This is a genomic window from Streptomyces sp. 11-1-2 (assembly GCF_003595545.1).
GTDB classification, from domain to species: Bacteria; Actinomycetota; Actinomycetes; order Streptomycetales; family Streptomycetaceae; genus Streptomyces; species Streptomyces hygroscopicus_B.
In genome coordinates this window covers 3,312,395-3,336,640 of the sequence record NZ_CP022545.1, presented here as the reverse complement: position 1 = coordinate 3,336,640, position 24,246 = coordinate 3,312,395, and the positions used below count along the sequence as shown (strand labels likewise).

The following is a 24,246-nucleotide window of genomic DNA, read 5'->3' as shown; positions in this document are numbered from 1 at the left end:
TGATGTGGCGTTTGCACCGGTAGCTGCGGGCCATAAGTTGTCGTAGTGTCACCAGAGTTGACGCGCTGGGGGAGCGCACTGTGTTCGACGGGAGGGACACACGGATGGCACCGCTTATCGGCCGACGACTGCGCAAGGGGGCCGCCACGACGGCGGTGGCGGCGGCCGCGATGGCCGCCCTCACCGCGTCCCAGGCACCCGGGTTCGCCCACTCCGACCAGGGCGACCGGAACCGGGAGCAGCGGGCGGGGGAGGCACCGGCGCCCGACGACACCCCCATTGACGGTGGTTCGTCGTACCACACCGATCTGCCGCCGCTGGTCACCCCCGACAAGCCGGGCTCCTCGATCGATCTGCCCGGGCTCCCCGGGGGTGGCAGCACCAAGGCCGAGGCGGGCATACCGGCGAGCGTGCTGGACGCCTACAAGAAGGCCGAAGCGGCCCTGAAGGAGTCCAACCCCGGCTGCAATCTGCCCTGGCAGTTGCTCGCCGCGATCGGCAAGGTCGAGTCCGGCCAGGCCCGCGGCGGCAATGTGGAGGCCGACGGCACCACCGTCTCGCCCATCCTCGGCCCGGTCCTCAACGGCGACGGCTTCGCCCTGATCAAGGACACCGACGGCGGTGCCTACGACGGCGACAGTACGCATGACCGCGCGGTCGGCCCCATGCAGTTCATCCCGTCCACCTGGGCCAACTGGGGACGGGACGGCAATGGTGACGGCGAGAAGGACCCCAACAACGTCTACGACGCAGCCCTCGCCGCGGGCAACTACCTCTGTGCGAACGGCCGCGATCTGTCCGTCAAGGCCGATCTGGACCGCGCGATCCTCGGCTACAACCACTCGCAGGAGTATCTGAACACCGTCCTGTCGTGGTTCGAGTACTACAAGCGCGGCACCCACGAGGTCCCCGACGGCACCGGCGTGCTGCCCTCGGGGGACGGCTCCGGCGGCTCGGGCTCGGGCGACAAGGGCAAGGACTCGGGCAAGGGCGGCGGAAACGGCAAGGACACCGGGAAGGGCCCGGAGAACGCCCACACCCTGCCCAAGCCCGACGACGAGCCCGACACCTCCACCCCGACCCCTCCGGGGGGCGAGCACGGCGGGACCCCCGGCACCGGGACCCCGACCCCCAAGCCCCCGACCACTCCGCCGTCCACCCCGAGCGGCACCAGCAAGCTCACCACGGTCGGCGCGAAGGAGCTGTCCGCCACCGCGGGCACCGGATTCGCCCAGTCGCCGCGCGTCAAGGCCGTGGACGCCGCGGGCAAGCCGGTGGCCGGTGCGCGCGTGAGGTACGAGATCCTCGGCGAGACCGACGCGCGCTTCCTCGGCCTCGTCAAGTCCGCCACCATGCTGACCGGTAACGATGGCACCGCCACCGCGCCGAAGCTGCTCGCGGGCGAGAAGACCGGCACCTTCACCGTGCGCGCCACCGCCGTGGGGCGGGAGGCCGCCCCGGTCGAGTTCACCGCGACCGTCAAGGCCCGTCCGGTACCGCAGGCCGATGCGCTGGCCCGCCTCGGCGACAAGGAGCTCACGGCCCAGACCAGCGCCTCCTTCGCCGACGCGCTCACCGTCACGGCCACCAGCAAGGGCAAGGCCACGGCGGACGTACCGGTGACCGCCACCATGATCACCTCGGCGAAGGACCCCGAGCTCAACGACAAGGGGCCCTACTTCCTGGACGACAAGGGCAAGCCCGTGCGCACCCTGACCGCCCTGAAGACCAACACCCGCGGGCAGCTCACCCTGCCGAAGATCCTCACCGATGACCACGCGGGCACCTTCCTGCTCCGCCTCACCGCCGAGGGCGGCGCCGTCCTGGACATCGAGCTGACGGTCACCCAGGCCCCCGTCTCGTAAGCCGCCCGGCAACCGAACACCGCCGCGGATCACGCGGTTCCTCGCGCCGCCCCTGAGCCCCCACCGGGCCGGGGGCGGCGCGACGCTTTTCCGCCTTCGTGTTCTCATCTGCGGCCCCCGTTGCTACGGTGCCCCATCCCTGACGAACCGTCAGGCAGCGCCTCGTACCGAACCACGAGGAGGCCCGTATGCGCGCCCTCGCCGCCGCCGCGATCGGACTCGCCGCCGCCCTCGCCATCGTCCTCACGATGACGGCCATCGGCGCCCCCAGCGGTGAGACCTCCCCGAAACCCCTGCTCACCACCGTCCCCAAGCACCCCTGAGGGAGGGACATCCGCCATGCGCCGCAGAGCAAGCCTGGTGCTGCTGGCCTTCGCCGTCTTCTTCGCCGCACTCGCGCCGCTGCTGCGCTGGTACGCCTATCCCCGGCTGGCCAAGATCCCGCCCAGCGAGTACCAGACGGCGGTCCTGGAGGCCAGCCCGGCCACTCTGCTCGACTACGGCACCATGCAGCCCCGCAAGGTCTCCAAGGTCAGCATCGTGCAGACCCTGCGCGGCAATGTGCCCGCCGCCGAGAAGACCGGGAAGGCGACCGGGCGCGATGTCGTCGTCTGGGACGCCCTGTCCTATGTGGCCGGGCCCGACGGCAAGATGGTCTCCAAGATCCCCGAGCGCTATGTCTTCGACGCCCACTCCCAGGACCCGGTGCACGCGGGCGGGGAACATGTCGACGGGGACGCGGTGCGCCGCGACGGCATCGAGTTCAAATGGCCGTTCCTCACCGAGAAGCGCGACTACCGCTACTTCGACGCCCAGACCCGCACCTCCGCCCCCATCCACTACAAGGGCACCCAGACCTTCCGCGGTCTGAAGGTCTACTACTTCGAACAGACCATCCCCTGGACCAAGGTGGCGCTGCCCAAGACCATGCCGGTCGAGGGCGTCACCCCCGAGACCGTCCGCAAGGCCGGCACCTCCCGCTGGTACAGCACCAAGCGGATGTTCTGGGTCGAGCCCACCACCGGCGCCCCGGTCAACGGGCAGGAGATCCACAAGGAGGAGCTGCGCGGCGGCACGCTGCTGGGCGACCGCGACCGGGTGACCGTCTTCTCCGGCCATGTGAAGATGCGCGAGGACTACATCCGGCACACGGTCGACATGGTGAAGTCCCAGCGCCGGCTCGTCCTGCTGCTCACGGCCTATCTGCCGTGGGGCTTCCTGATCCTCGGCATGGCCCTGCTCGCGCTCGCCCTGCTGCTGGAGGCCCGCGGGCGCGCGGCGCGCCCGCCGTCGGCCCCGGCGGCGCCGACCCCGTTGTCAGTGGCGGGCCGTAGCGTATGACCATGCCAGTGAACAGCTGCGTCCCGGGGCCCGAACTCGTCGGCCATATCGTCGAATTGGCGCGCCTGGAATGGACTCCGGGTGCCACGGCGGCCGCCGCCGAGCGCTTCGGCTGGGTGCCCGACGGCTCCCATTCGTCCTCGCACGCCACCAACACCGGGCACTATGTCCGCCCGGAGTGGTTCGGCGGGCCCGATGACGCGGACACCGAATGCCTGATCCCGTTCTGCTACTACTACGAGCCGGACGACTTCGACGCGGAGTTGCAGGCCGACGGGCTCAGCGGCAATATCGACTGGCTCGCCGAGTACCACTCCGAGGACCCCGCATGGGTCTTCCACCGCGACGCCGACCGCTCCGTCTTCGACGGCCGGTGGCGCGCCGCCGTGGACGCCTTCGGCGAGCGCCTGGGCGAGCCGGAGACCGTCGTGCGGGACGAGAAGGGCGACCACCCGTGGAACTACGCCGCTTGGCGCTGCGGCGGCAATGCGGTGGTGGTCGGCCAGTGCGTCGACAACGGCTCGTATATGACCTTCGAGCAGGCGCTCATATGGGTCGGACCGCACCCCGTGGACGAACCGTTCCCGACGGGCGAGCAGTTCGCCCTGAGGCTGGAGTGCTGAGCGGCGCGGCCGTCGCGTCAATCGCCGTGTCAAGCCCCGCGTCAACCTGCGTCCCCGCGATTCGCTCGTGGTGGCCAAGCCGGTAGTGATCAGGGCGGAGGCGTGGCTAGCATGCCGCCCATGCCTGGCATCACGATTGAGTTCACCGAGCAGGAGCTGGCCGAGCTGCGTGCCGAGGCGAGGGAGAAGGGCGTCGCGATCAAGCGCCTGGCGCACGACATACTGACCGAGGACGTGGTCCGGCGGCGTCAGAAGCAGCGTTTCGTCGAGGGTGCCGTGAAGTTCGCCCTGGAGTACAAGCCCGAGTTCGAGCGGGAGTTCCCGCACGGCATGCGGTGATTCTGTATGTCGACGCCGGTTGGGTGCTGAACGTCCAGGTCGAGGTCTCCCCGGTGAACACCCCGGTCCGGGACTGGGGTGCGCTGCACTGCATGACCGAACGCCACCGCTATGAGCGGTTCTCGGGCGAGCCCTATTACGAGGAGGCCGCCGCCCGCGCCGCGACCTTTCTGCACACCTCGCTGATCCTCGAGCCGTTCTCCGACTACAACGCCACGATCGGCGCGGCCTGCGCGCGGATGTACATGGAGGAGTCGGGAGAGCCGATCACGCCTCCGCCGGGCGGCATGGTCAAACTCGTCCGCGAGATACGGGAGATCAGCGGATTCCGGCTCGGCGAGACCGCCCGCAGGCTGCGCGACTGGGCCGACTGACGCCCGACGTGGCCCGCCGATGCCCGGTGCGGCCCCCATCGGTTGTGGGTTGAGCGGTGGCGTTGGGCGGGCTCGGCGGTTGTGGGCTCAGCGGCTGGCGTTGGGCGGCTCAGCGGCGGGAGCTGGTCCGCCGGGTCGGCTCGGCCGTCGCCGGATCCTCCGGCCACGGATGTTTGGGATACCGGCCGCGCAGCTCGGCCCGCACCGAGCGGTAGCCGTCCTTCCAGAACGACGCCAGATCGGCGGTGACCGCGGCCGGACGCCCCGCCGGGGACAGCAGATGCACCAGCAGCGGCACCCGTCCGCCCGCGATCCGGGGCGCCTCCTGCCAGCCGAACAGCTCCTGCAGCTTCACCGCCAGCACGGGCCGGTCCGCGGCGTAGTCCACCCGCACCCGCGAGCCGCTCGGCACCTCGATCCGCTCCGGCGCCAGCTCCTCGAACCGCGCGGCCTCGCCCGTGGCCCACGGCATCAGCCGGGCCAGCGCCTGTCCCGCGTCCACCCGCCCCAGATCGGCCCGCCCGCGGGCCCGCGCCAGCTCCGTCCCGAGCCAGTCGTCCGTGCGGTCCAGCAGCGCCGCGTCGGAGACATCCGGCCAGGCCCCGCCCAGCTCCTGATGGAGAAACGCCATCCGCTGCCGGACCGCCGTGGCCTGCGCCGACCAGCGCAGCAGCCCCGTCCCCTCGCGGCGCAGCCCCTCCAGCAGCGCCTGCCGCACCAGCTCCGGATCGGGCTTGGCCAGCGGCCGGGACACCAGCTCGATCGCGCCGAGCCGGGCCACCCGGCGCGCCACGACGTCCCCGTCGGCCCAGCGCACCTCCGCACCCTCCGAGGCCAGCGCCGCTGCTGCCGCCCGGGCGGTGTCCTCGTCGGTCACGGCCGCGAGCCGCACCCGTGCCGACGCGGAGGTCACCGGCCGGTCCGCGACGGCCACCGCGAGCCACGGCGAACCGCCCAGCCGCGAGCCGTCGCCCAGCTCCGCGCCCGTCCCGGCGGCCATGAGGTACGCCCGCTCGCCGCGCCGCCGGGCCACCCGCTCCGGGAACGCCAGCGCGGCCAGCAGCCCCGCCACGGCGTCATCGCCGCGCGCCGCCCGCTGTGCGCCACGCGCGCCGTCGGGCCGCGCGTCGCCCGTGCCGGTCAGGGCCTGTTCGAGCCGCCGGGCCTCCTGGCGCCAGCGGGCGGCGTAGGGGTCGCCGCCGTGGCGGGCGGTGCGCCAGGCGGCCGCGAGGTCGTCGCCGTACTCCCTCGGGGGCTCCTCGCTCAACAGGGCCACCACCTCGGCCGCCCGGCGTGCGCCGACCTCCTTCGCGCCGTCGATGAGCGCCCGCGCGAGGCGGGGGTGGAGGCCGAGGCGGGCCATCCGGGTGCCGCGCTCGGTGGCCCGTCCGGCGGCGTCCACGGCGCCGATCGCGGTCAGCGTCTCGCGGGCGGCCGTCATCGCCCCGGTGGGCGGCGGATCGAGCAGGGCCAGCCCCGAGGCGTCCGGATCGCCCCAGCACGCCGTCTGCAGCGCGAAGGCCGTAAGGTCCGCGCCGGCGATCTCCGGGGACGGGAAACGCGGCAGCCGGGCGTCCTCCGCCTCCGGCCAGCAGCGGTAGACCACCCCGGGCGCCTCACGCCCCGCACGGCCCGCGCGCTGCCGGGCGGCCGCCCGTGACGCCCTTACGGTCGTCAGCGCGCTCAGCCCGCGTGCGTGGTCCATCCGGGGCTCACGCGCCAGCCCGCAGTCCACGACGATCCTCACGCCCGGCACGGTCAGGCTCGACTCGGCGACCGAGGTGGCCAGCACCACCCGCCGCCGTCCGCCGTCCGAGCCCGCCAGCACCGCCTCCTGTACGGCGGCCGGCGCCCGCCCGTGCACCTGCAGGACCTCCGCCCCGGCGAGCCCGCCCAGCTTCCCGGCCACCCGGGAGATCTCGCCCACGCCCGGCAGGAAGCACAGCACATCACCCTCCCGCTCGCGCAGTGCCCGCCGCACCACGGCCGCGACATGGTCCAGCAGGGCGGGGTCCACCCGCATCCCGTGCGGCGGCCGTACGGGGCGCTCGGGCGGCGCCCACACCACCTCCACCGGATGGGACACGCCCGGTGCCGAGACGACCGGCGCGGGCCCCTCAGGACCGTCCCCGCCGTCCGTCCCGCTCTCCCCGCCGTCGCCGAGCAGCCGCGCCCAGCCCTCCGCGTCCGTGGTCGCCGAGGCGGCGATCAGCCGGAGGTCGGGGCGCAGGGCGGCCCGGACGTCCAGCAGGAAGGCGGCGGCCGTGTCCGCGTCCAGATGGCGCTCATGGCATTCGTCGAGAACGACCACATCGACGCCGGTCAGCTCCTGATCGCGTTGCAGCCGTTGCAGCAGCACGCCGGTGGTGACCACCTCGACCACGGTCCCGCGGCCGGCCTGCCGCTCCCCGCGCACGGTGAAGCCGACCTTCCCGCCCGGCCGCTCGCCCAGCAGCCATGCCATCCGCCGCGCCGCGGCCCGTGCCGCGATCCGCCGCGGCTCGGCGACCAGCACTCGCCGCACCGGTCCGCCGCCCACCAGTCCGGCGAGCACCAGTGGCACCAGCGTCGTCTTACCGGTCCCCGGAGGCGCGCACAGCACGGCGACCCCGCGGTCGTCGAGCGCGCGCAGCAGCGCGGGCACGGCCTCGCGCACGGGAAGGCGGTCGAGGGCCTCGGCGCGCGGGTCCCCAGGAGTGGTCAACGCCTCTGCTCCGATTCCGCTCAGTCCCGCTCGCATACGAAGATCGCCGTGCCCGGGATGAGGTTCCCCCGCAGGGGGGACCAGCCGCCCCACTCCTGGTGGTTCCACGCGGGCCACTCCGGCTCGATCAGGTCGACCAGCCGGAAGCCCCCGGCCACCACGTCCCGCACCCGGTCGCCCAGCGTCCGGTGGTGCTCCACGTAGACGGCCCGGCCCGACTCGTCCTGCTCCACATAGGGCGTGCGGTCGAAGTAGGAGCCGGCGACGGACAGCCCCTCGGGCCCCGGTTCGTCGGGGAACGCCCAGCGGATCGGGTGCGTCGCCGAGAAGACCCACCGTCCGCCCGGCCGCAGCACCCGGCGCACCTCGCGCATCACCCGCACCGGCTCGGCCACGAACGGCACCGCCCCGTACGCCGAGCACGCCAGGTCGAACGAGCCGTCCCGGAAGGGCAGGGCCGTGGCGTCCGCCTGCACCAGCGCGACCCCGGCCCCGTCGCCCGTCCCGTCGCCGCCCCCGGCGGCGGCCTCCGCGTCGATCCGCCGCGCGTGCCGTAGCTGCCGGTGGGAGAGGTCCAGCGCCACCGGCCGCGCCCCCTGGGCGGCCAGCCAGCGAGCGCACTGTGCGGCGCCCGCGCCCACCTCCAGCACATCGCGCCCTTTGAGCGCCTCCACCGGGCCCAGCAGCCCGGCCTCCGCCTCGTCCAGCCCCTCCGGGCCCCATATGAACCGGTCGTCGCCCAGGAAGGCGCCGTGTTCCTCCTGGTACTCGTCCGCGTTGCGGTCCCACCACCCCCGGCTGGCCCGGCTGCTCTCCGCCTCGTCCGCGATCCGGCGGGTGGCCGTCGGATCGGCCGCCTCCGCAGGGGTGCTGGGCTCGTGTTCTTGGACCATCGCGCGCGTCGTCGTACTCTCTGTATCGACCTGTGGCTGCGGGGCGCGGTGAAGACCGCGTCGCAGTACGGACCATGCAATTTGCCGGGTTCGGGGACTTAATCCCCACGTGTGCTCTTCGTGCATTGACCATGCCCGGCTGCCCCCGTATGCTACAAGTTGCGCTGCGGGCATGTGCGCCTCGGACCGAGCAGGCCGCACTCGCATCTGTTGTATGTCCCCTCGGTTGTCGAGGTGCATGGGCTTTTCGATCGTTCGAAATCGGAAAGATCCGGTGCCTCCAAGGCTGTCCGGCTTCGGCAGTGCGATAAGGGCCCCCGGCGTAGCAGTACCTACGACTCAATGTCCGTACCGGAGCCCTTTCCCACATGACGAGCAGCACCGAGGCAACCCGCACCACTCCGCAGGTGGCGGTAAACGACATCGGTTCCGAGGAAGCCTTCCTCGCCGCGATCGACGAGACGATCAAGTACTTCAACGACGGCGACATCGTCGACGGCGTCATCGTGAAGGTCGACCGGGACGAGGTCCTGCTCGACATTGGTTACAAGACCGAAGGCGTCATCCCTTCCCGCGAGCTTTCGATCAAGCACGACGTCGACCCCAATGAGGTCGTGGCCGTCGGCGACGAGATCGAGGCCCTGGTTCTCCAGAAGGAGGACAAGGAAGGCCGCCTGATCCTCTCGAAGAAGCGCGCCCAGTACGAGCGCGCCTGGGGCACCATCGAGAAGATCAAGGAAGAGGACGGGATCGTCACCGGTACCGTCATCGAGGTCGTCAAGGGTGGTCTCATCCTCGACATCGGCCTCCGTGGCTTCCTCCCCGCCTCCTTGGTGGAGATGCGCCGCGTCCGCGACCTTCAGCCCTACGTGGGCAAGGAGCTCGAGGCCAAGATCATCGAGCTGGACAAGAACCGCAACAACGTGGTCCTGTCCCGCCGTGCCTGGCTGGAGCAGACCCAGAGCGAGGTCCGCCAGACCTTCCTCACCACCCTCCAGAAGGGTCAGGTGCGCTCCGGCGTCGTCTCCTCCATCGTCAACTTCGGTGCGTTCGTGGACCTCGGCGGCGTCGACGGTCTCGTCCACGTCTCGGAGCTGTCCTGGAAGCACATCGACCACCCCTCCGAGGTTGTCGAGGTCGGCCAGGAGGTCACGGTCGAGGTCCTGGACGTCGACATGGACCGCGAGCGCGTCTCCCTGTCGCTCAAGGCGACCCAGGAAGACCCGTGGCAGCAGTTCGCCCGGACCCACCAGATCGGCCAGGTCGTCCCGGGTAAGGTCACCAAGCTCGTTCCGTTCGGTGCGTTCGTCCGCGTGGACGAGGGCATCGAGGGCCTGGTCCACATCTCCGAGCTGGCCGAGCGCCACGTGGAGATCCCGGAGCAGGTCGTCCAGGTCAACGACGAGATCTTCGTCAAGGTCATCGACATCGACCTCGAGCGCCGCCGCATCAGCCTCTCGCTGAAGCAGGCCAACGAGGCCTTCGGTGCCGACCCGTCCGTGGTCGAGTTCGACCCGACCCTGTACGGCATGGCCGCGTCCTACGACGACCAGGGGAACTACATCTACCCCGAGGGCTTCGACCCCGAGACCAACGACTGGCTCGAGGGCTTCGAGACCCAGCGGGAGGCGTGGGAGACCCAGTACGCCGAGGCGCAGCAGCGCTTCGAGCAGCACCAGGCGCAGGTCATCAAGTCCCGCGAGGCCGACGAGCAGGCCGCTGCCGAGGCGGGCAGCGGCGCCGCTCCGGCGCCCGGCGGGCAGGCGTCCGGTGGCGGCGGCGGTTCGTACTCCTCGGAGTCGGCCGACAACTCCGGCGCCCTGGCTTCGGACGAGGCGCTGGCCGCGCTTCGCGAGAAGCTGGCCGGCGGCCAGAGCTGATCACCGGCCGCTAGTCGGCACCAGCTGAATGGGTAAGGCCCGCTCCCCTGGGGAGCGGGCCTTACGCATGCCCGGGTCGCCGCACGCTGACCGAAACGGAGTCCACGGTCACGCTCCGGGCGGCGTCGATCCTGATGCCCTCCCGGCCGCCGCGGACCGTGATCCCCCTGACGGTCCAGTACGAGGCGCCGTTCAGCCGCAGCCCATAGCCGCCGCTCGCGGTGAGGACCGCCTTCGGCGAGCCGGTGAGGGTGATCCGCGAGCCGGAGGTGCCGGAGGCGGTGATCTCGAAGCTGCCCCGATACCTGCCGTCGGCGAGCCGGATCGTATCGCCGGGCCGGGCCCCGGCGAGGGCCTCCCTGAGCCCGTCCGCGTCGTTCACGGAGATCGGGGCGGTGGTGGCGGCGGGGGCCTCCCGCGCGGTCGTGCCGGCCGCGATCAGCCCGCCGGCCGCGATCAGCCCGCCGGCGGCGACCAGCCCGGCGGCGGAGGCGGTGACGAAGGTGCGTAATCGGGTGGGAGTGCGGCCGGGGGAGTGCATAGGAGGCTGCCTTCCTGTGCCGTGGCCAGAGGTGAACACGCTGGGTTCTGGTCAGTGAACGCCGGATGACATGATGAACCGCTGACGGCTGGCGAAGATAGGCGTGCCGCATATGCGCGTCAACCCCGCGAAATGCGCCGACGTCGAGTTCGGGCCGCTCCCGTTAGCCCAAATGGGCTCCTTCGCAACGCGGTTCACGGCCGCCGGGCCATCGCGGCTCCCGCTCGGGGAATGCCCCCGCCCTCGTTCGGTGTTCTTCGGAGCGGACACAAGGAGGAGCGGTCACAGTGCAAGATCCGCAGGAGTTGTACGCATGGGAACCGAGCGGGCTGGCGGAGGTCGACGCGATAGCCTCGCGGGACTCGGCCGGGCTGGTGCTGCTGTACCACTTCGACGGCTATATCGACGCCGGAGAGACGGGGGACCAGATCGTCGAGCGGCTGCTCGACGGCCTGCCACGCAAGGTCGTCGCGCGCTTCGACCATGACCGGCTGGTCGACTACCGGGCCCGGCGCCCCCTGCTCACCTTCCAGCGCGACCGCTGGACCGCGTACGAGACCCCGAAGCTCGAGCTGTATCTGGTGCGCGACGCGACCGCGTCCCCGTTCCTGCTGCTCGCCGGGCCGGAGCCGGACGTGGAGTGGGAGCGGTTCGCGGCGGCCGTACGCCAGATGGTGGAGCGGCTGAACGTACGGCTCGCGGTGAACTTCCACGGCATCCCGATGGGCGTGCCGCACACCCGGCCGGTCGGCATCACCCCGCATGGAAACCGCATCGATCTGACACCGGGTCATCGCGGCTTCTTCGACGAGGCCCAAGTGCCCGGCAGCGCCGAATCCCTGATCGAGTACCGGCTCGCCGAGGCGGGCCGCGATGTGCTCGGCGTCGCCGCGCATGTGCCGCACTATCTGGCCCGGTCGGCCTATCCGGACGCGGCGCTCACCGCGCTGGAGGCCATCACCGCGGCCACCGGGCTGGTCCTGCCGGGGCCCACGCACGCCCTGCGCAACGACGCCCTCAAGACGCAGGAGGAGATCGAGCGGCAGATCTCGGAGGGGGACGAGGAGCTGGTCGCGCTCGTACGGGGCCTTGAGCACCAGTACGACGCGGTGGCCGGGGCCGAGAGCCGCGGCAATCTGGTCGCGGAGGCGACCGAGCTGCCCTCGGCGGACGAACTGGCCGCGGAGTTCGAGCGGTTCCTGGCCGAGCGGGAGGGCGAGGGTGGAGCCTGAGCGAGGGCCCGGCCGGTGCGCCGTATAGCGTGGGCCCCATGCTGAAGCTGGGGCTCACGGGCGGAATCGGCGCGGGCAAGAGCGAGGTCTCACGGATCCTGACCTCATTGGGAGCCGTGCTGATCGACTCGGATCGGATCGCTCGCGAGGTGGTCGAGCCGGGGACTCCTGGACTGGCCGCCGTCGTGACCGAGTTCGGCCCCGAGGTGCTGACCGCCGACGGCCATCTCGACCGGCCCAAACTCGGCGGGATCGTCTTCAACGACCCGGAGCGGCTGAGCGCGCTGAACGCGATCATCCACCCCCTGGTCCGGGACCGCTCCGCCGAGCTGCAGGCGGCGGTCGCCCCCGATGCCGTCGTGGTCCATGACGTCCCGCTCCTGGCCGAGAACAAGCTGGCCCCGCTCTACGACCTGGTCATGGTCGTGGACGCCACGCCCGAGACCCAGCTCGACCGGCTGGTACGGCTGCGCGGCATGGCCGAGGACGAGGCGCGGGCCCGGATGGCGGCACAGGCCACCCGCGCCGACCGGCTGGCGATCGCCGATGTCGTGATCGACAACAATGGCCCGATCGAGGCGCTGGAGCCGCAGATCACCAAGGTCTGGGCGGATCTGGTGGCGCGGGCGGCCGGCGCGGAGGGCTGAGCGAGGGGCGTGGCGCGGAGTGTGCGGGGCTGAGCCGGGGCGCGGCGCGGAGCGTGCGCGCGCCCGTGGCGGGGAATGCGGCGTGCGGGGTGATTGTTGTGGTCCTCGTAGCGAACGATCATCCGTGACAGTTCATCCCATCCCCTCACCCGATCCACCGCCTCATCACCGAGCACGTACCCGGGGAAGGAAACGGCTGTGCCCGAGCCCACGCCCGAGACCCACGTCATCGACTACCGCGCCGCCGAGCAACTGCTCGCCGCCCGAGATCCACGGGGCGCCGTGAAGCTGCTCGACTCCGTCATCAGCTCCCACCCCGAGAACACGGCGGCCCGGCTGCTGCGGGCGCGCGCGTTCTTCCTCGCGGCGCAGCTGCGCTCGGCGGAGCTGGAGTTCCAGCTCGTCATCGAGCGCGAGCCGGACAACGCGTTCGCCCACTTCGCCCTGGCCCGCACTCTGGAGCGGGCCAACCGCTCGGCCGAAGCCACCCGCCACTTCCGGCTGGCCGCGGCGCTCGATCCGCGCCCGGACTTCGTCGAGGCGGCCCGGTTCGGCGAGCGGGGCTGAAGGGCCGGGCAGGCGGGGCGCGGGCTGGGCCGCGGCGCTTGCCGGGCCCGGACTCCGCCCCATCCGCCTATCCGTACGCGGCGGCCCATACCGGGCCGCTGTGCGGCGGCCCGGCCCCGGTCAGCGCCAGAGGGCGAACCCGCCGAGGACCACCGCGCCCAGCAGCACCACCCCGCCGAGCCCCAGCGCCACTCCGCGCTGCCGGACGAGGTCGTACGGGTCGGCCTCCCGTCCCGGCCGCGCCTCCCGCCGCCCGTACGGCTCTCCGGTTCCGGAGAGCATCAGCCCCAGCGCACAGAGCGCGATGCCGATCGCCAGCACCCCCATGACGGCCCCCTGTCGCGGCAGGTACTCAGCAGGTACTCGGCAGTATCTCCCGGAATGCGGGGCTCCCGGCCGTCGATATCCCGTCACCCCCGGAGCGCCGTGCCCGCCTTACGGCGTCCACGTCCTGCGGCCGCCACCCCGTGCACGCCTTACGGTGTCCGGCGCCGCCCGCGGCTCTGCCCGCGCTCGCCGATCGGCGCGTACGGCGGCACATCCGGGCCGGGCTGATAGTGCGGCCCCTGCCGGATGTGCCGGATGACCAGGACCAGATCGATCAGGGTGACGACGGCGAGCGCCCCACACGCGGCCGCCCATCCCGGCCGGCCCACGACCGCGAAGGCCACCGCGCCGCCGAGCGTCCAGAGCAGCCCCCACGTGGCCAGCCCAAGCCGCATCCGCAGCGGGCTGCGCGCGTGTACCGGTTCGTCACCCGTTCGGATCAACCGCGTCGGCATGGGCATCGTATCTCCCGTTTTCGGCAGCCTTCTTCTATTTTCCTCCACTTTGTGACTTCTCGAATCTACCGCCGAGGGGCGCCCCCCGATACCTGAGATCATGTCGGGAGCATCCGCACGGGGCGGCATGGGACCAGGACGATGAGGAGCTGTCAGTGATCCGCCAGTCATGGGACGAATCGGCCGCCAAGCGGGCCCGTATCCGCGGCTGCCTGCTGGGCGGCGCGATCGGGGACGCTCTCGGCAATCCGATCGAGTTCCTCTCCCTGCGGTCGATCCGTGAGACCTATGGCGGCACGGGCATCACCACCCTCGTCCCGGACGGCAGCGGAGTCGTGGGCCGGGTCACCGATGACACCCAGATGACGCTCTTCACGGCGGAGGGCCTGATACGGGCCCACGCCAGATCCTCGTCCAAGGGCATCGGAGGATCCGAGACCGCCGTCGTCCGCCATGCCTATCTGCGCTGGCTGGACACCCAGAACCACCCCGGGCCGCCGCCCGCCGAGGGCACCGGCGACCTGGTCCGCACCGGCTGGCTGCGCACCCAGCCCTGGCTGTACGCCCGCCGCGCCCCCGGCAACGCCTGCCTCTCCGGCCTCACCAAGGAGCATGTCCCCGCCCCGCGGGCGCCCCTGGACGGCACCCCCGGCCCGGTGAACCCCGGCTCCAAGGGCTGCGGCACCGTGATGCGCTCGGCGCCGTTCGGCCTCACCGGGCTCGACCCCCGCGACTGCTTCGAACTCGCCGCCCGCTGCGCCACGATTACCCATGGCCATCCGACGGGCTCCTACGCGGCCGGTGCCCTGGCCGCCATGATCGCGTGCCTGCTCGACGGCGAGTCCCTCGAAGGCGCGACCCTGCGCGCCCTGGAACTCCTCGCCCGCTACCCCCGCCACGAGGAGACCACCGCCGCCCTCCGTAAGGCGGTCGACCTGGCGGCCGAGGGCGATCCGACCGCCGAGAAGGCCGAATCGCTCGGCGGCGGCTGGGTCGCCGAGGAGGCGCTGGCCATCGCGGTCTACAGCGCCCTGGCCCGTACCCCCGCCCAGCAGATCCTCTACGGCCCCGGCGGCAAGATCAGCTACGATCCGGCGCCCCCGCGCACCCCCGTCCAGGCGGCCCTTCTGCTCTCCGTCAACCACTCCGGCGACAGCGACTCGACGGGTTCGATCTGCGGCAACCTCCTCGGCGCCCACTTCGGCGACCTCCGCCTTCCCCCGTCCTGGCTGGCCCGGACCGAGGGCCGTGGCACGATCGCCGAGCTCGCCGACGACTTCGCCTCCGAGTTCCACCGCTCCGTGGAGCTGTACGAGCCTTACGACGACGTGGTCTTCCCCCGCGACCGCTACCCGCTCGGCTGACCGCGCCCGGCGGCGCTCAGCTGACCATGCCCGGGAGGCGGGGTGAGCGGCGGCCCCCGGATCCCGCTCAGACAGCCGTGGAGCCGTCCTTACGGTCGCGCCGGATCCAGCGCTGGATCTTGTGGAGGAAGCGAAAGCGCTCGCGCTTCTCGCGGGTGCTGCGGTCGAGCTCTTCCATGAGGCGTTTGGAACGCTGCTCCATGTCGAGTTCGTCGAGGATGCGGTCGATCTCCGCGAGCAGGGCACCGTGGAGCTGCCACTGGCGAGGGTGCTCCTGGACGCGGCGCAGCAGGAGATCGGCGCCGCGGTCGCGGCTGGCGTGGGCCTTCACAAGCTCGCTGGAGAGCCGGGATTCGGCTTCTTCGGCGTTCGCGCTGACCTGCGTGGTGACCAGGACGGCGAAGCTCTCGACGGCGGCGGCGAGATGGACGAAGAGGTCCTTGAGGGCCTCCGCCACCTCCGGGGGGAAGAGGGGCTCCTCCGTCCGCGCCTTGGCGAGGTCGGTCAGGGTCCGGGACATGACACGCAGGATGACGGTGCAGATCTCCAGCGTGTCCAGGCCGGTGCGGAGCACCACGCGGTAGAGGAGGCCCTCCTTGACGCGGGGGTTGAGCCGCACGCTGTCCTCCGCCTGGCGGAGTGCGGCGTCGACCTGGGCGATGTCGTGGTCGAGCCGCCGGGCCTCGTAGAGACGGGCGGCGGCGCGGTCGACGGCCATCTGACTGCCGAGCTCCTGGCCAATGTGCAGCATGAGCTGACGCATCCGGCGGGCCAGGTCCTCGATCGACTTGCCGGCCGTCTCGACCCACACCGGAGGGGCGAGGAAGAAGTTGAAGGCCATCCCGACACCGGCTCCGATGAGGGTCTCCAGCACCCGGTCCCAGGCGTAGGTGGTCACCTGCGTCACGCCGAGGACCAGCATGGCGCTGATCGCCACCTCCTGGACCCAGTCGCCCACCCGGGTGAGATAGCCGGCGGTCTGGGCGGCGAGGATGATCAGGCACAGACTCCACCAGGTCAGCCCCACCAGCACGCTGAAGGCGATGGCGATCAGGACGCCCACGATCACGGCCTCGACCCTGCGCAGGCTCCGGGTGAGGGTCGCGTAGAGGGTGACCTGGACGACCAGGAGGGCGGTCAGCGGGGCGGTGAGCGGGGCGGGTTCCTTGCTGAGCTCGAGGGCGACGACGTACGCGATGGTCGCGGCCGCCGTGGAACGCACTGTCTGGACGACGACCGGATCGTGGCGCCGTTTGACGAACTCTGCCACCGGGTCGGGAACATCAGGCACGTACATGCCCCTTCCACGCGGAGGGGGCCGCCATGTCATCGGCCGCCGCGTACGGGTTAACGTGTCGCGCGTGATCAGGCCATTCAACGGAACGCAGGGGACGGAGGACGGCGCGGCGCTTCCCGGAAGCACCGGTACCGCCGCCACCGTCGAGGCTCATCCGCGCCAGGTCGGGCGGGTACGGACGGAGTACGCACCCGATCCGGACGGGGACCCGGACCCCGGGGAGATCGTCTGGACATGGGTGCCGTACGAGGAGAACGACGGCCGCGGCAAGGACCGGCCGGTGCTGGTGGTCGCGCGGGAGCGGGGCGGGACGCTGCTCGCCGTGCAGCTGTCGAGCAAGCGGCATGACGCCGACCGCGAGTGGGTGCCGATCGGCTCCGGGCCCTGGGACCGGGCCGGGCGGGACTCCTGGGTCGATGTGGACCGGGTGCTGCGGGTGCACCCGGACGGGATGCGGCGCGAGGCGTGCGCACTCGACCGGCCGCGCTTCGACCTAGTCGTGATGCGGCTGCGGCAGCGGTACGGCTGGAGCTGAGAAAGTCTCACGCCGGGGAACGCGCCTCAGGGTCACGCTGGGGAACGCGCCTCAGGGTGGGGAATGCGCCTCGGCGGTTGCGGGACGTGCCTCTCGCCGAGGAGACGTCTCAGGCGTCGGCCAGCGCCAGCAGCTTGGTGACCGTGTTCCAGTTGCGGGCGGTGGCCGGCACGCCGAGCCGGGCGTTGGTGACCTTCGCCGCCAGCTTGGAGCGGCCGACCCCGTCCGGGCAGCGCAGGAAGATCTCGCGGCCGATGAGGCGGAACTCGTCCGGGGCGTAGGTGGCCGGATCCACCGCGTCCAGCGTGGCCGTGTCCGTGGGCACGTCCGCCAGGAAGACCACATGCAGGGTCTTGGGCTCGGCCGCGGCCTCCGGATAGGGGTTGGCCTCGATCGTCGCGGCCAGCTCATCGCGCGTACGGACCATGACGGGCACGGGAAAGCCGAGGTCGGCGGCGAAGCCGTCCTCGAGGGTTCGGGCCGTCCGCTCGGGCGGGGTGCCGGGGTCGGCGAAGACGATATTGCCGGTCTGGAGGTGGACGGTGACGTCCTCGAAACCCAGCTCGGCCATCAGCTCACGCTGCCGGGCCATGGGGAACTTCCTGTTCCCGCCCACATTGATGCCGCGGAGCAGCGCTATCTGAAATGCCATGGCCGGAGGGTACCTCTCCCTGAGCCGGGGAGCCGGGCCCCGCGGCCCATGCCGTGGGGCCCACGGCATGATGGGGGCGTGCGGCTCGAAGCGATCACCTGGGAACGGCTGACCGATGTGACCGCCGACCGCATCGCCGGGCTGACGGCGGCGGACGGCGGCCCCTGGCTGAGGGTGGCCGTCGACGGGGCTCCGGCGGCGCCCACCGCCGAGCTGGCGCGGGATCTGTCGGAGGCGCTGCGGATCCGGGGGCGTCCGGTGCTGGTGGTCGGGTCGGCGGGGTTCTGGCGGCCCGCCTCGCTGCGCTATGAGTACGGGAAGCGGGACCCCGACGCGTACTACGACCGCTGGCTGGACACCGGCGCCCTGTGGCGCGAGGTCTTCGATCCGCTGGACCCGGGGGCGGGCGGCACCGGGCGGGTGCTGCCCGACCTGTGGGATCCGGTGACCGACCGGGCCACACGCAGCCCGTACGCCGAACTTCCGCGGGGCGGGGTGCTGCTGCTGCACGGCGCTCTGCTGCTGGGGCACTGGTTCCCGTTCGATCTGTCGGTGCATCTGCGGCTGTCCCCGGCCGCCCTCGCCCGCCGCACGGAGGAGGACGACCGCTGGACGCTGCCGGCCTTCGCGCGCTACGAGGACGAGGTGGTGCCCGGTGAGGCGGCGGATGTGGTGGTGCGGATGGACGATCCCCGGCATCCGGCCTGGCACCGCCCCGAGCCGTAACCGGGTACGACTCGGGGCGGTGCGCAGGACGTCATGTCCGGGGTGGTGCGCGGAAGGTCACTTCTTGGCCGACGGGCATTCCTTCCAGGCGAAGTGATAGGTGGTGCTCACATCGCCGTCGGTCGAGTCCATCGCGATGAAGCTGGTCGTTTCCTTGGTGTTGGACGTTCCGGCGTTGGCCCGCAACTCGGTGTTGATGTTGAAGTTGCGGAGTTCACCGCAGGGCGACCACACCACGGTCGCGATATCGGCCGTGTCGGTGACCTGCCAGTTGTCGTCGTAGGAACCGGCGAACTCATGCGTGTTGGACGAGGTCTGCGACTGCCCCTGGAAGTAGTACGAGGCTTTCTGGGTGGCGGACGCGCCCTTTTCCAGATGGGCGAAACCACGGTAGTCGACACTGGCGATGGCGTAGGAGAAGCCCTGTGGCACATGCGTGACCAGACTCAGCTGACAGTTCTTTCTGAAGTCCGTCGGCTTGGATCCCACGCCCACCTGGGCGAGATACTCGCTGTAGGTCACGGTGAAGGCCGTGTTATCGGGGGAGACGGCGATCGCCGCGGTGCCCGCCGGGCAGCCCGATCCATTCACGGTCGCGACAGTGATCACGATCTTGTCGGGTGGCACGGTGTCGAACGGGGGTTGCGCATATGCCTGGGAAGTGAGCGTCGAGGCGAATAACGCCGCGACCACGCCGCCTGCGTACAGAACACCGGGCATGATTCTCCATTCGATGGTGGTTTTACCGTGCTACTGGACGGCGGAGGGGCATTCCTTCCAGGCGAGGTGGTAAATGGTGCTGACGCCGCCGTCCGTCGAGTCCATGGCCATGAAGCTGGTGCTGCCCGTGGAAGAGGTACCGGCGCTGACCCGCAGCTCGGTGTTGACGTTGAAGTTGCGGTCCTGGCCGCAGGGGGCCCACACCAGGGCGCTGTAGTCGGTGCTGTCGGTGGTCTGCCAGTTGTCGTTGTACGGGCCGCTGAATTCATGGGTCCGTGACGCGGTGTCCGCCGAGCCCTGGAAGTAGTAACTCGCCTTCTCGGTGCCCTTGGCGCCCTTTTCGAGGTAGCCATAACCCCGGTAGTCGACCTGGGCGATGGCGTACGTGAAGCCCTGCGGCACATGCACGCCGAGGCTGAGCTGGCAGTTCTTGCGGATGTCGGTCGGATCCGCGTCGGGGCCCACCTGGGCGAGATAGTCGCTGTAGGTCACGGTGAAGGCCGAGTTGTCGGCGGCGGCGGCCACGGCGGCGGTGCCCTTGGGGCAGCCCGAGCCGTTCACCGTCTTGACGCTTATCTGGATCTTTTCCGGCGGTCCATCAGGAGCCGAGGAAACACCTTGAGTGGAAAGGGCCGAGGCGAATAGCGCCGCGACCGCGCCGCCCGCGAGCAGAACACCGGACATGGCTCTCCAATTCGATCACTTGTGGGGACGTAGTTGAGCGATGAATTTCCAAGGAGCGGGAAGAACAGGGCGTGCGGGGGTAGGGCAGGGGGAACCGCAGGAGCGGGTGGAGCGGAAGATCGGTGGAACGGGGAAGAGCGCAAGAGCAGAAGAGCGGGGAAGAGCGTTATCGCGCGGTACGGTTCGTACGGCCGAACGCAATGAGAGCCCCATGCCCGGCGGGTGACGGAAAGCCAGGGCGATGGGCGCTCTTAAGATAGGGGTGATAGGCAAGCGCCACAAGACGGCCGAGGAATTCCGGAACAAGATATTTCCGTCCCGGCCGGGAAGAACGATTCAGAAGAGCGGTTGCGGAAGAACGCCTTCCAGTGCCAGCAGGGAGCGCTTGGTCTCCAGCCCGCCGCCGAAGCCGCCGATGCCGCCGTCGCTCTCGACCACCCGGTGGCAGGGGACCACGACCGGCAGTGGATTGCTGCCCATGGCCATGCCGACGGCGCGGGCCGCGCCCGGCTCGCCCACCCGGTCGGCGAGGTCCTGATAGCCGACGACCGTGCCGTAGGGGACATGGGCGGCCAGCTCGCGCAGCACCCGGCGGTTGAAGCCGGTGGTCAGGGACCAGTCCAGGGAGAGGGTGAACGCCTTGGTGTCCTCGGCGAAATAGCTCTCCACCTGCCGGATCGCCTCGGCGAGATGCTCGGCGCAGCGAGGCGCCGCCGGGGTGGCCGCGGTGCCGGTGGCCACGGTGCCGGAGCCCGCGGACGGCATCGGCGTGGGCTCGGCGCCGAGGCGGCGCGTAAGCCTGGCGACGGCCTCGGCCGCCGTCTTCTCCTCCGCGTGGAAGACCACCTGGACCAGCCCCTCGTCCGTGGCCGCGAGCAGCAGCGGGCCGATGGGCGTGGCCGGGACCGCCCAGGCCCAGGCGCGGGCGTCCCGCCGCTCCGGCCCCTCGTGCGGGTCCCGCCGTGTCTGCCGCTCCGCGATCGTCACGCCCTCAGCGTAGAACCCGCCACCGACAGCGCCCCGCCGGTCGGCCGGCGGGGCGACTCGTCCGGGAGCCGTGGGTTACGAGGCGTCGTCGAGGGCGTCCCGGATCACATCGGGCTTGTTGGTGATGATGCCGTTCACGCCCATGCCCGCGGCCGAGACCGCCGACGGGCCGTCGTTGACGGTCCAGGTGTAGACCTCCAGCGGCTTGCCGTGCGCCCCGTCCACCGCCCGCACCGCGGCCACGTAACCGGCGTCGATGGTCTTGTAGCTGGGGTTGATCTGGTCGGAGAACTCGGCGTACTCCGGCAGGTCGGCGACGGCCGGGGTGCCCAGGAAGCCGGTCTTGAGGTCCGGCCGCAGCCGGTGGACCGACCGCACGGAGTCGGCGCTGAAGCTCTGGATGATCAGCCGGCGCTTGTGCCGGTGGTCCAGCCAGCCCTCTCTGCGCAGCTCCCGCAGCGTCTGGCGTTCGATCCCCGGATAGAGCTCAGGCGCCTTGAGCTCCAGCAGGAGCTTTTGGTGGTTGTCCGAAACCCGGTCCATGTACTCCTCCAGGGTCGGCACCGTCTCGCCCTGGAACTCGGCGCCGAACCAGCTTCCGGCGTCCAGCTTCTCGATCTCGTCGAGGGTGAAGTCGGAGATGTTCCAGGGCGCCCGGTCCGGGAAGACCTGCTCGACGTCGGTGGTCCGGTTCAGCGTGGTGTCGTGCATCACGATCAGCTCGCCGTCCCTGGTGCGCTGGACGTCGTTCTCCACCCAGTCGATGCCCAGGTCGTCGGCGGCGTCGACGGCGGCCAGGGTGTTCTCGGGGGCGTACGCGGAGGCGCCGCGATGGGCCACGGTGACCGTGTGGTGGTGCGTCTGGCCGGTGGCCTGGGCCGTCGCCGAGGCCGTGGGAAGGAAGAGCGCGGACATCCCGATGAGCGCGCCGGTTAACGCGGCGGCCGGGCGGATCTGCATACGGACTCCTCGCGTCGTCTGACTCTCGTCTGACTCATGGACGGGCAGAGGGTCCCAGATGCGCGGTAGCGGAGGATAGGTATCGGATGGACGTAAAATTCATGCCACAGGCGACATCAGGCGCATGATCATCTAAATTCGGCCAGAGGGTCTGCGGCGGGCGGCGCGCGGGAACGCCCCGCCGTTGTCAGTGGCGAGTCGTACGGTTGGTCTCATGCGGCCCGTAACTCAGCTCGAACGCAAGGTGGCGCCCTTCGAGGTCGTCAGCCCCTATCAGCCCAGCGGTGACCAGCCCACCGCCATCGCCGACCTCGAACGGCGTGTGCGCGGGGGTGAGAAGGATGTCGTGCTGCTCGGTGCGACCGGCACCGGTAAGTCCGCGACCACCGCGTGGATGATCGAGAAACTGCAGCGGCCCACGCTGGTCATGGCTCCGAACAAGACGCTCGCCGCCCAGCTGGCCAATGAGTTCCGCGAGCTGCTGCCGAACAACGCGGTCGAGTACTTCGTCTCGTACTACGACTACTACCAGCCCGAGGCGTACGTCCCGCAGTCGGACACCTATATCGAGAAGGACTCCTCGATCAACGAGGAGGTGGAGCGGCTGCGCCACTCGGCCACGAATTCGCTGCTCACCCGGCGTGACGTGATCGTGGTGGCATCCGTCTCCTGCATCTACGGCCTCGGTACGCCGCAGGAGTACGTGGACCGCATGGTGCCGCTCAAGGTCGGCGAGGAGATCGACCGCGATCAGCTGCTGCGTCGCTTTGTCGATATCCAGTACGCCCGTAATGACATGGCCTTCACCCGGGGCACCTTCCGGGTCCGCGGCGACACCATCGAGATCTTCCCGGTCTACGAGGAGCTCGCGGTCCGCATCGAGATGTTCGGCGACGAGATCGAGGCGCTCTCCACGCTCCACCCGCTCACCGGCGAGGTGATCAGCGAGGACCGGGAGCTCTATGTCTTCCCGGCCAGCCACTATGTGGCCGGGCCCGAGCGCATGGAGAAGGCCATCGCCGGGATCGAGGCCGAGCTCACGGAGACCCTGGCCCGGATGGAGAAGCAGGGCAAGCTGCTGGAGGCCCAGCGGCTGCGGATGCGCACCACCTACGACATCGAGATGATGCGCCAGATCGGCACCTGCTCGGGCATCGAGAACTACTCGCTGCACATCGACGGCCGTGAGTCCGGCTCCCCGCCGCACACCCTGCTGGACTACTTCCCGGAGGACTTCCTCCTGGTCATCGACGAGTCGCATGTCACGGTGCCGCAGATCGGCGCGATGTACGAGGGCGACGCCTCCCGTAAGCGGACCCTGATCGAGCACGGCTTCCGGCTGCCCTCCGCGCTCGACAACCGCCCGCTGAAGTGGGAGGAGTTCTTGAAGCGCGTCGGCCAGACGGTCTATCTCTCCGCGACCCCGGGCCCGTTCGAGCTCTCCCGGGGCGATGGCTTCGTGGAGCAGATCATCCGCCCGACCGGTCTGATCGACCCCGAGGTCGTCGTCAAGCCGACCGAAGGCCAGATCGACGATCTCATCCACGAGATCCGCACCCGCACCGAGAAGGACGAGCGCGTCCTGGTCACCACCCTCACCAAGAAGATGGCCGAGGACCTGACCGACTACATGCTCGAGCTGGGCATCCAGGTGCGCTATCTGCACAGCGATGTGGACACCCTGCGCCGCGTCGAGCTGCTGCGCGAGCTGCGCGCCGGTGAGTTCGACGTGCTGGTGGGCATCAACCTGCTGCGGGAGGGCCTCGACCTTCCGGAGGTCTCCCTGGTCGCCATCCTCGACGCCGACAAGGAGGGCTTCCTGCGCTCGGGCACCTCGCTGATCCAGACCATCGGCCGTGCCGCTCGTAACGTGTCGGGCCAGGTGCATATGTACGCCGACAAGGTCACCCCGGCGATGGCGAAGGCCATCGACGAGACCAACCGCCGCCGCGACAAGCAGATCGCGTACAACAAGGCGAACAAGATCGATCCGCAGCCGCTGCGCAAGAAGATCAACGACATCGTGGCCCAGATCGCCCGCGAGGACGTCGACACCGAGCAGCTGCTCGGCACCGGCTACCGCAAGGTGAAGGACGGCAAGGACGCGAAGACCCCCGTGCCGGCGGCCGGCGGCAAGACGGCCAAGGGCGGCAAGGCCGCCAAGGGCAAGGCCAAGGAAGAAGTGCTGACCGACCGGCCCGCGGCCGAGCTCGCGGAGCAGATCGAGGAGATGACCGACCGCATGCGGGCCGCGGCGGCGGAGCTCCAGTTCGAGGTGGCGGCGCGACTGCGCGACGAGGTGTCGGAGTTGAAGAAGGAGCTGCGGCAGATGAGGGAGGCGGGAGTCTCCTGACGGCCGGGCGCCCCGGGCCTTCGTCGGGGCGCCCGCAGCTTCGCTGTGTTGCAAGACCGACACAAAAGCCCGCTCGTCCGGCCGGAGCCCTGGCGGCAGTGCATAGGGTTTTCGGAGGGCCGTGCATACGGCGCGGCCACGGCCGCACACCCGCGGCGGCCACGGGGAATCGAGAGACGA

The 24,246-nt window shown here is 70.8% G+C and carries 25 protein-coding genes; 14 read left to right on the top strand and 11 right to left on the bottom strand.

Annotated elements, in window-relative coordinates; all coding sequences use genetic code 11:
• The first annotated feature begins 104 nt into the window (after positions 1 to 104).
• From CGL27_RS14040 to CGL27_RS14015, 6 genes are all read left to right on the top strand, one after another.
• Positions 105 to 1,865, top strand: coding sequence for a lytic murein transglycosylase (locus CGL27_RS14040; protein ID WP_119986981.1), 1,761 nt, complete (start codon positions 105 to 107; stop codon positions 1,863 to 1,865).
• A gap of 188 nt (positions 1,866 to 2,053) precedes the next feature.
• On the top strand, positions 2,054 to 2,188 hold the full coding sequence (locus CGL27_RS14035; protein ID WP_014059917.1) for an SPW_0924 family protein: 135 nt from the start codon (positions 2,054 to 2,056) through the stop codon (positions 2,186 to 2,188).
• A 16-nt stretch (positions 2,189 to 2,204) separates the two neighbouring features.
• The gene (locus tag CGL27_RS14030) at positions 2,205 to 3,206 is read left to right on the top strand and encodes a DUF3068 domain-containing protein (protein ID WP_078640850.1); all 1,002 of its coding nucleotides are present in this window, start codon (positions 2,205 to 2,207) and stop codon (positions 3,204 to 3,206) included.
• A gap of 2 nt (positions 3,207 to 3,208) precedes the next feature.
• The gene (locus CGL27_RS14025; protein ID WP_240450495.1) at positions 3,209 to 3,829 is read left to right on the top strand and encodes a hypothetical protein; all 621 of its coding nucleotides are present in this window, start codon (positions 3,209 to 3,211) and stop codon (positions 3,827 to 3,829) included.
• Positions 3,830 to 3,949: 120 nt separating this feature from the next.
• Positions 3,950 to 4,168, top strand: a complete 219-nt coding sequence (locus CGL27_RS14020; RefSeq protein ID WP_043240610.1) for a hypothetical protein — start codon at positions 3,950 to 3,952, stop codon at positions 4,166 to 4,168.
• Between the two features lie 23 nt (positions 4,169 to 4,191).
• Entirely contained in the window at positions 4,192 to 4,542 is a 351-nt protein-coding gene (locus CGL27_RS14015; RefSeq protein ID WP_237298834.1) for a hypothetical protein, read from the top strand.
• Positions 4,543 to 4,651: 109 nt separating this feature from the next.
• On the opposite strand, the gene hrpB is transcribed toward CGL27_RS14015, so the two are convergent.
• Together hrpB and CGL27_RS14005 are read right to left on the bottom strand one after the other, a co-directional pair.
• Positions 4,652 to 7,282, bottom strand: a complete 2,631-nt coding sequence (hrpB, locus tag CGL27_RS14010; RefSeq protein WP_240450494.1) for an ATP-dependent helicase HrpB — start codon at positions 7,280 to 7,282, stop codon at positions 4,652 to 4,654.
• Positions 7,267 to 8,139 (bottom strand): class I SAM-dependent methyltransferase, encoded by an 873-nt coding sequence (locus tag CGL27_RS14005; protein ID WP_119986976.1) that lies wholly within the window; start codon positions 8,137 to 8,139, stop codon positions 7,267 to 7,269. The genes hrpB and CGL27_RS14005 overlap by 16 nt, the downstream gene beginning before the upstream one ends.
• Positions 8,140 to 8,507: 368 nt before the next feature.
• Here CGL27_RS14005 and rpsA point away from each other — a divergent pair, with 368 nt between their 5' ends.
• The gene (gene rpsA / locus CGL27_RS13995; protein ID WP_078640844.1) at positions 8,508 to 10,019 is read left to right on the top strand and encodes a 30S ribosomal protein S1; all 1,512 of its coding nucleotides are present in this window, start codon (positions 8,508 to 8,510) and stop codon (positions 10,017 to 10,019) included.
• A gap of 61 nt (positions 10,020 to 10,080) precedes the next feature.
• On the opposite strand, the gene CGL27_RS13990 is transcribed toward rpsA, so the two are convergent.
• Positions 10,081 to 10,560: a hypothetical protein gene (locus CGL27_RS13990; RefSeq protein ID WP_119986974.1), complete on the bottom strand. Its 480-nt coding sequence runs from the start codon at positions 10,558 to 10,560 to the stop codon at positions 10,081 to 10,083.
• Between the two features lie 287 nt (positions 10,561 to 10,847).
• On the opposite strand from CGL27_RS13990, the gene CGL27_RS13985 reads away from it, so the two are divergent.
• The 3 genes from CGL27_RS13985 to CGL27_RS13975 all read left to right on the top strand — a co-directional run bounded on the left by CGL27_RS13985 (position 10,848) and on the right by CGL27_RS13975 (position 13,006).
• Entirely contained in the window at positions 10,848 to 11,792 is a 945-nt protein-coding gene (locus CGL27_RS13985) for a PAC2 family protein (protein ID WP_078640842.1), read from the top strand.
• Positions 11,793 to 11,830: 38 nt separating this feature from the next.
• Positions 11,831 to 12,439 carry a dephospho-CoA kinase gene (coaE, locus tag CGL27_RS13980; protein WP_078640841.1) on the top strand — a complete coding sequence of 203 codons (609 nt, stop codon included), beginning with the start codon at positions 11,831 to 11,833 and terminating at the stop codon, positions 12,437 to 12,439.
• 198 nt (positions 12,440 to 12,637) lie between these two features.
• A complete protein-coding gene (locus tag CGL27_RS13975; RefSeq protein ID WP_078640840.1) occupies positions 12,638 to 13,006 on the top strand; it encodes a tetratricopeptide repeat protein in 369 nt (122 codons plus the stop codon).
• 120 nt (positions 13,007 to 13,126) lie between these two features.
• Here CGL27_RS13975 and CGL27_RS13970 read toward each other — a convergent pair whose 3' ends face one another.
• Entirely contained in the window at positions 13,127 to 13,333 is a 207-nt protein-coding gene (locus CGL27_RS13970) for a hypothetical protein (RefSeq protein WP_078640839.1), read from the bottom strand.
• 149 nt (positions 13,334 to 13,482) lie between these two features.
• Entirely contained in the window at positions 13,483 to 13,788 is a 306-nt protein-coding gene (locus tag CGL27_RS13965) for a DUF6343 family protein (RefSeq protein ID WP_162952976.1), read from the bottom strand.
• A 155-nt stretch (positions 13,789 to 13,943) separates the two neighbouring features.
• On the opposite strand from CGL27_RS13965, the gene CGL27_RS13960 reads away from it, so the two are divergent.
• Entirely contained in the window at positions 13,944 to 15,152 is a 1,209-nt protein-coding gene (locus CGL27_RS13960; protein ID WP_078640837.1) for an ADP-ribosylglycohydrolase family protein, read from the top strand.
• A 67-nt stretch (positions 15,153 to 15,219) separates the two neighbouring features.
• On the opposite strand, the gene CGL27_RS13955 is transcribed toward CGL27_RS13960, so the two are convergent.
• Positions 15,220 to 16,449, bottom strand: a complete 1,230-nt coding sequence (locus CGL27_RS13955) for an FUSC family protein (RefSeq protein WP_237298832.1) — start codon at positions 16,447 to 16,449, stop codon at positions 15,220 to 15,222.
• A gap of 64 nt (positions 16,450 to 16,513) precedes the next feature.
• On the opposite strand from CGL27_RS13955, the gene CGL27_RS13950 reads away from it, so the two are divergent.
• A complete protein-coding gene (locus tag CGL27_RS13950; RefSeq protein WP_240450493.1) occupies positions 16,514 to 16,984 on the top strand; it encodes a type II toxin-antitoxin system PemK/MazF family toxin in 471 nt (156 codons plus the stop codon).
• Positions 16,985 to 17,093: 109 nt separating this feature from the next.
• Here CGL27_RS13950 and CGL27_RS13945 read toward each other — a convergent pair whose 3' ends face one another.
• The gene (locus CGL27_RS13945) at positions 17,094 to 17,636 is read right to left on the bottom strand and encodes a DUF1697 domain-containing protein (RefSeq protein ID WP_119986970.1); all 543 of its coding nucleotides are present in this window, start codon (positions 17,634 to 17,636) and stop codon (positions 17,094 to 17,096) included.
• Positions 17,637 to 17,714: 78 nt separating this feature from the next.
• Between CGL27_RS13945 and CGL27_RS13940 the strand changes: the two genes are divergently transcribed.
• Positions 17,715 to 18,362 carry a uridine kinase gene (locus CGL27_RS13940; RefSeq protein WP_119986968.1) on the top strand — a complete coding sequence of 216 codons (648 nt, stop codon included), beginning with the start codon at positions 17,715 to 17,717 and terminating at the stop codon, positions 18,360 to 18,362.
• Between the two features lie 57 nt (positions 18,363 to 18,419).
• Here CGL27_RS13940 and CGL27_RS13935 read toward each other — a convergent pair whose 3' ends face one another.
• The 4 genes from CGL27_RS13935 to CGL27_RS13920 form a co-directional block, all read right to left on the bottom strand.
• Positions 18,420 to 19,082, bottom strand: a complete 663-nt coding sequence (locus CGL27_RS13935; protein ID WP_078640833.1) for a DUF4360 domain-containing protein — start codon at positions 19,080 to 19,082, stop codon at positions 18,420 to 18,422.
• A gap of 30 nt (positions 19,083 to 19,112) precedes the next feature.
• Positions 19,113 to 19,766, bottom strand: a complete 654-nt coding sequence (locus tag CGL27_RS13930; RefSeq protein WP_078640832.1) for a DUF4360 domain-containing protein — start codon at positions 19,764 to 19,766, stop codon at positions 19,113 to 19,115.
• A gap of 336 nt (positions 19,767 to 20,102) precedes the next feature.
• Positions 20,103 to 20,657, bottom strand: coding sequence for a methylated-DNA--[protein]-cysteine S-methyltransferase (locus CGL27_RS13925; protein WP_162953289.1), 555 nt, complete (start codon positions 20,655 to 20,657; stop codon positions 20,103 to 20,105).
• A 171-nt stretch (positions 20,658 to 20,828) separates the two neighbouring features.
• Entirely contained in the window at positions 20,829 to 21,713 is an 885-nt protein-coding gene (locus CGL27_RS13920) for a glycerophosphodiester phosphodiesterase family protein (RefSeq protein ID WP_119986964.1), read from the bottom strand.
• Positions 21,714 to 21,927: 214 nt separating this feature from the next.
• On the opposite strand from CGL27_RS13920, the gene uvrB reads away from it, so the two are divergent.
• Complete coding sequence (gene uvrB / locus CGL27_RS13915; RefSeq protein WP_078640829.1) at positions 21,928 to 24,066, top strand: excinuclease ABC subunit UvrB; 2,139 nt, start codon at positions 21,928 to 21,930, stop codon at positions 24,064 to 24,066.
• Positions 24,067 to 24,246 lie beyond the last annotated feature (180 nt).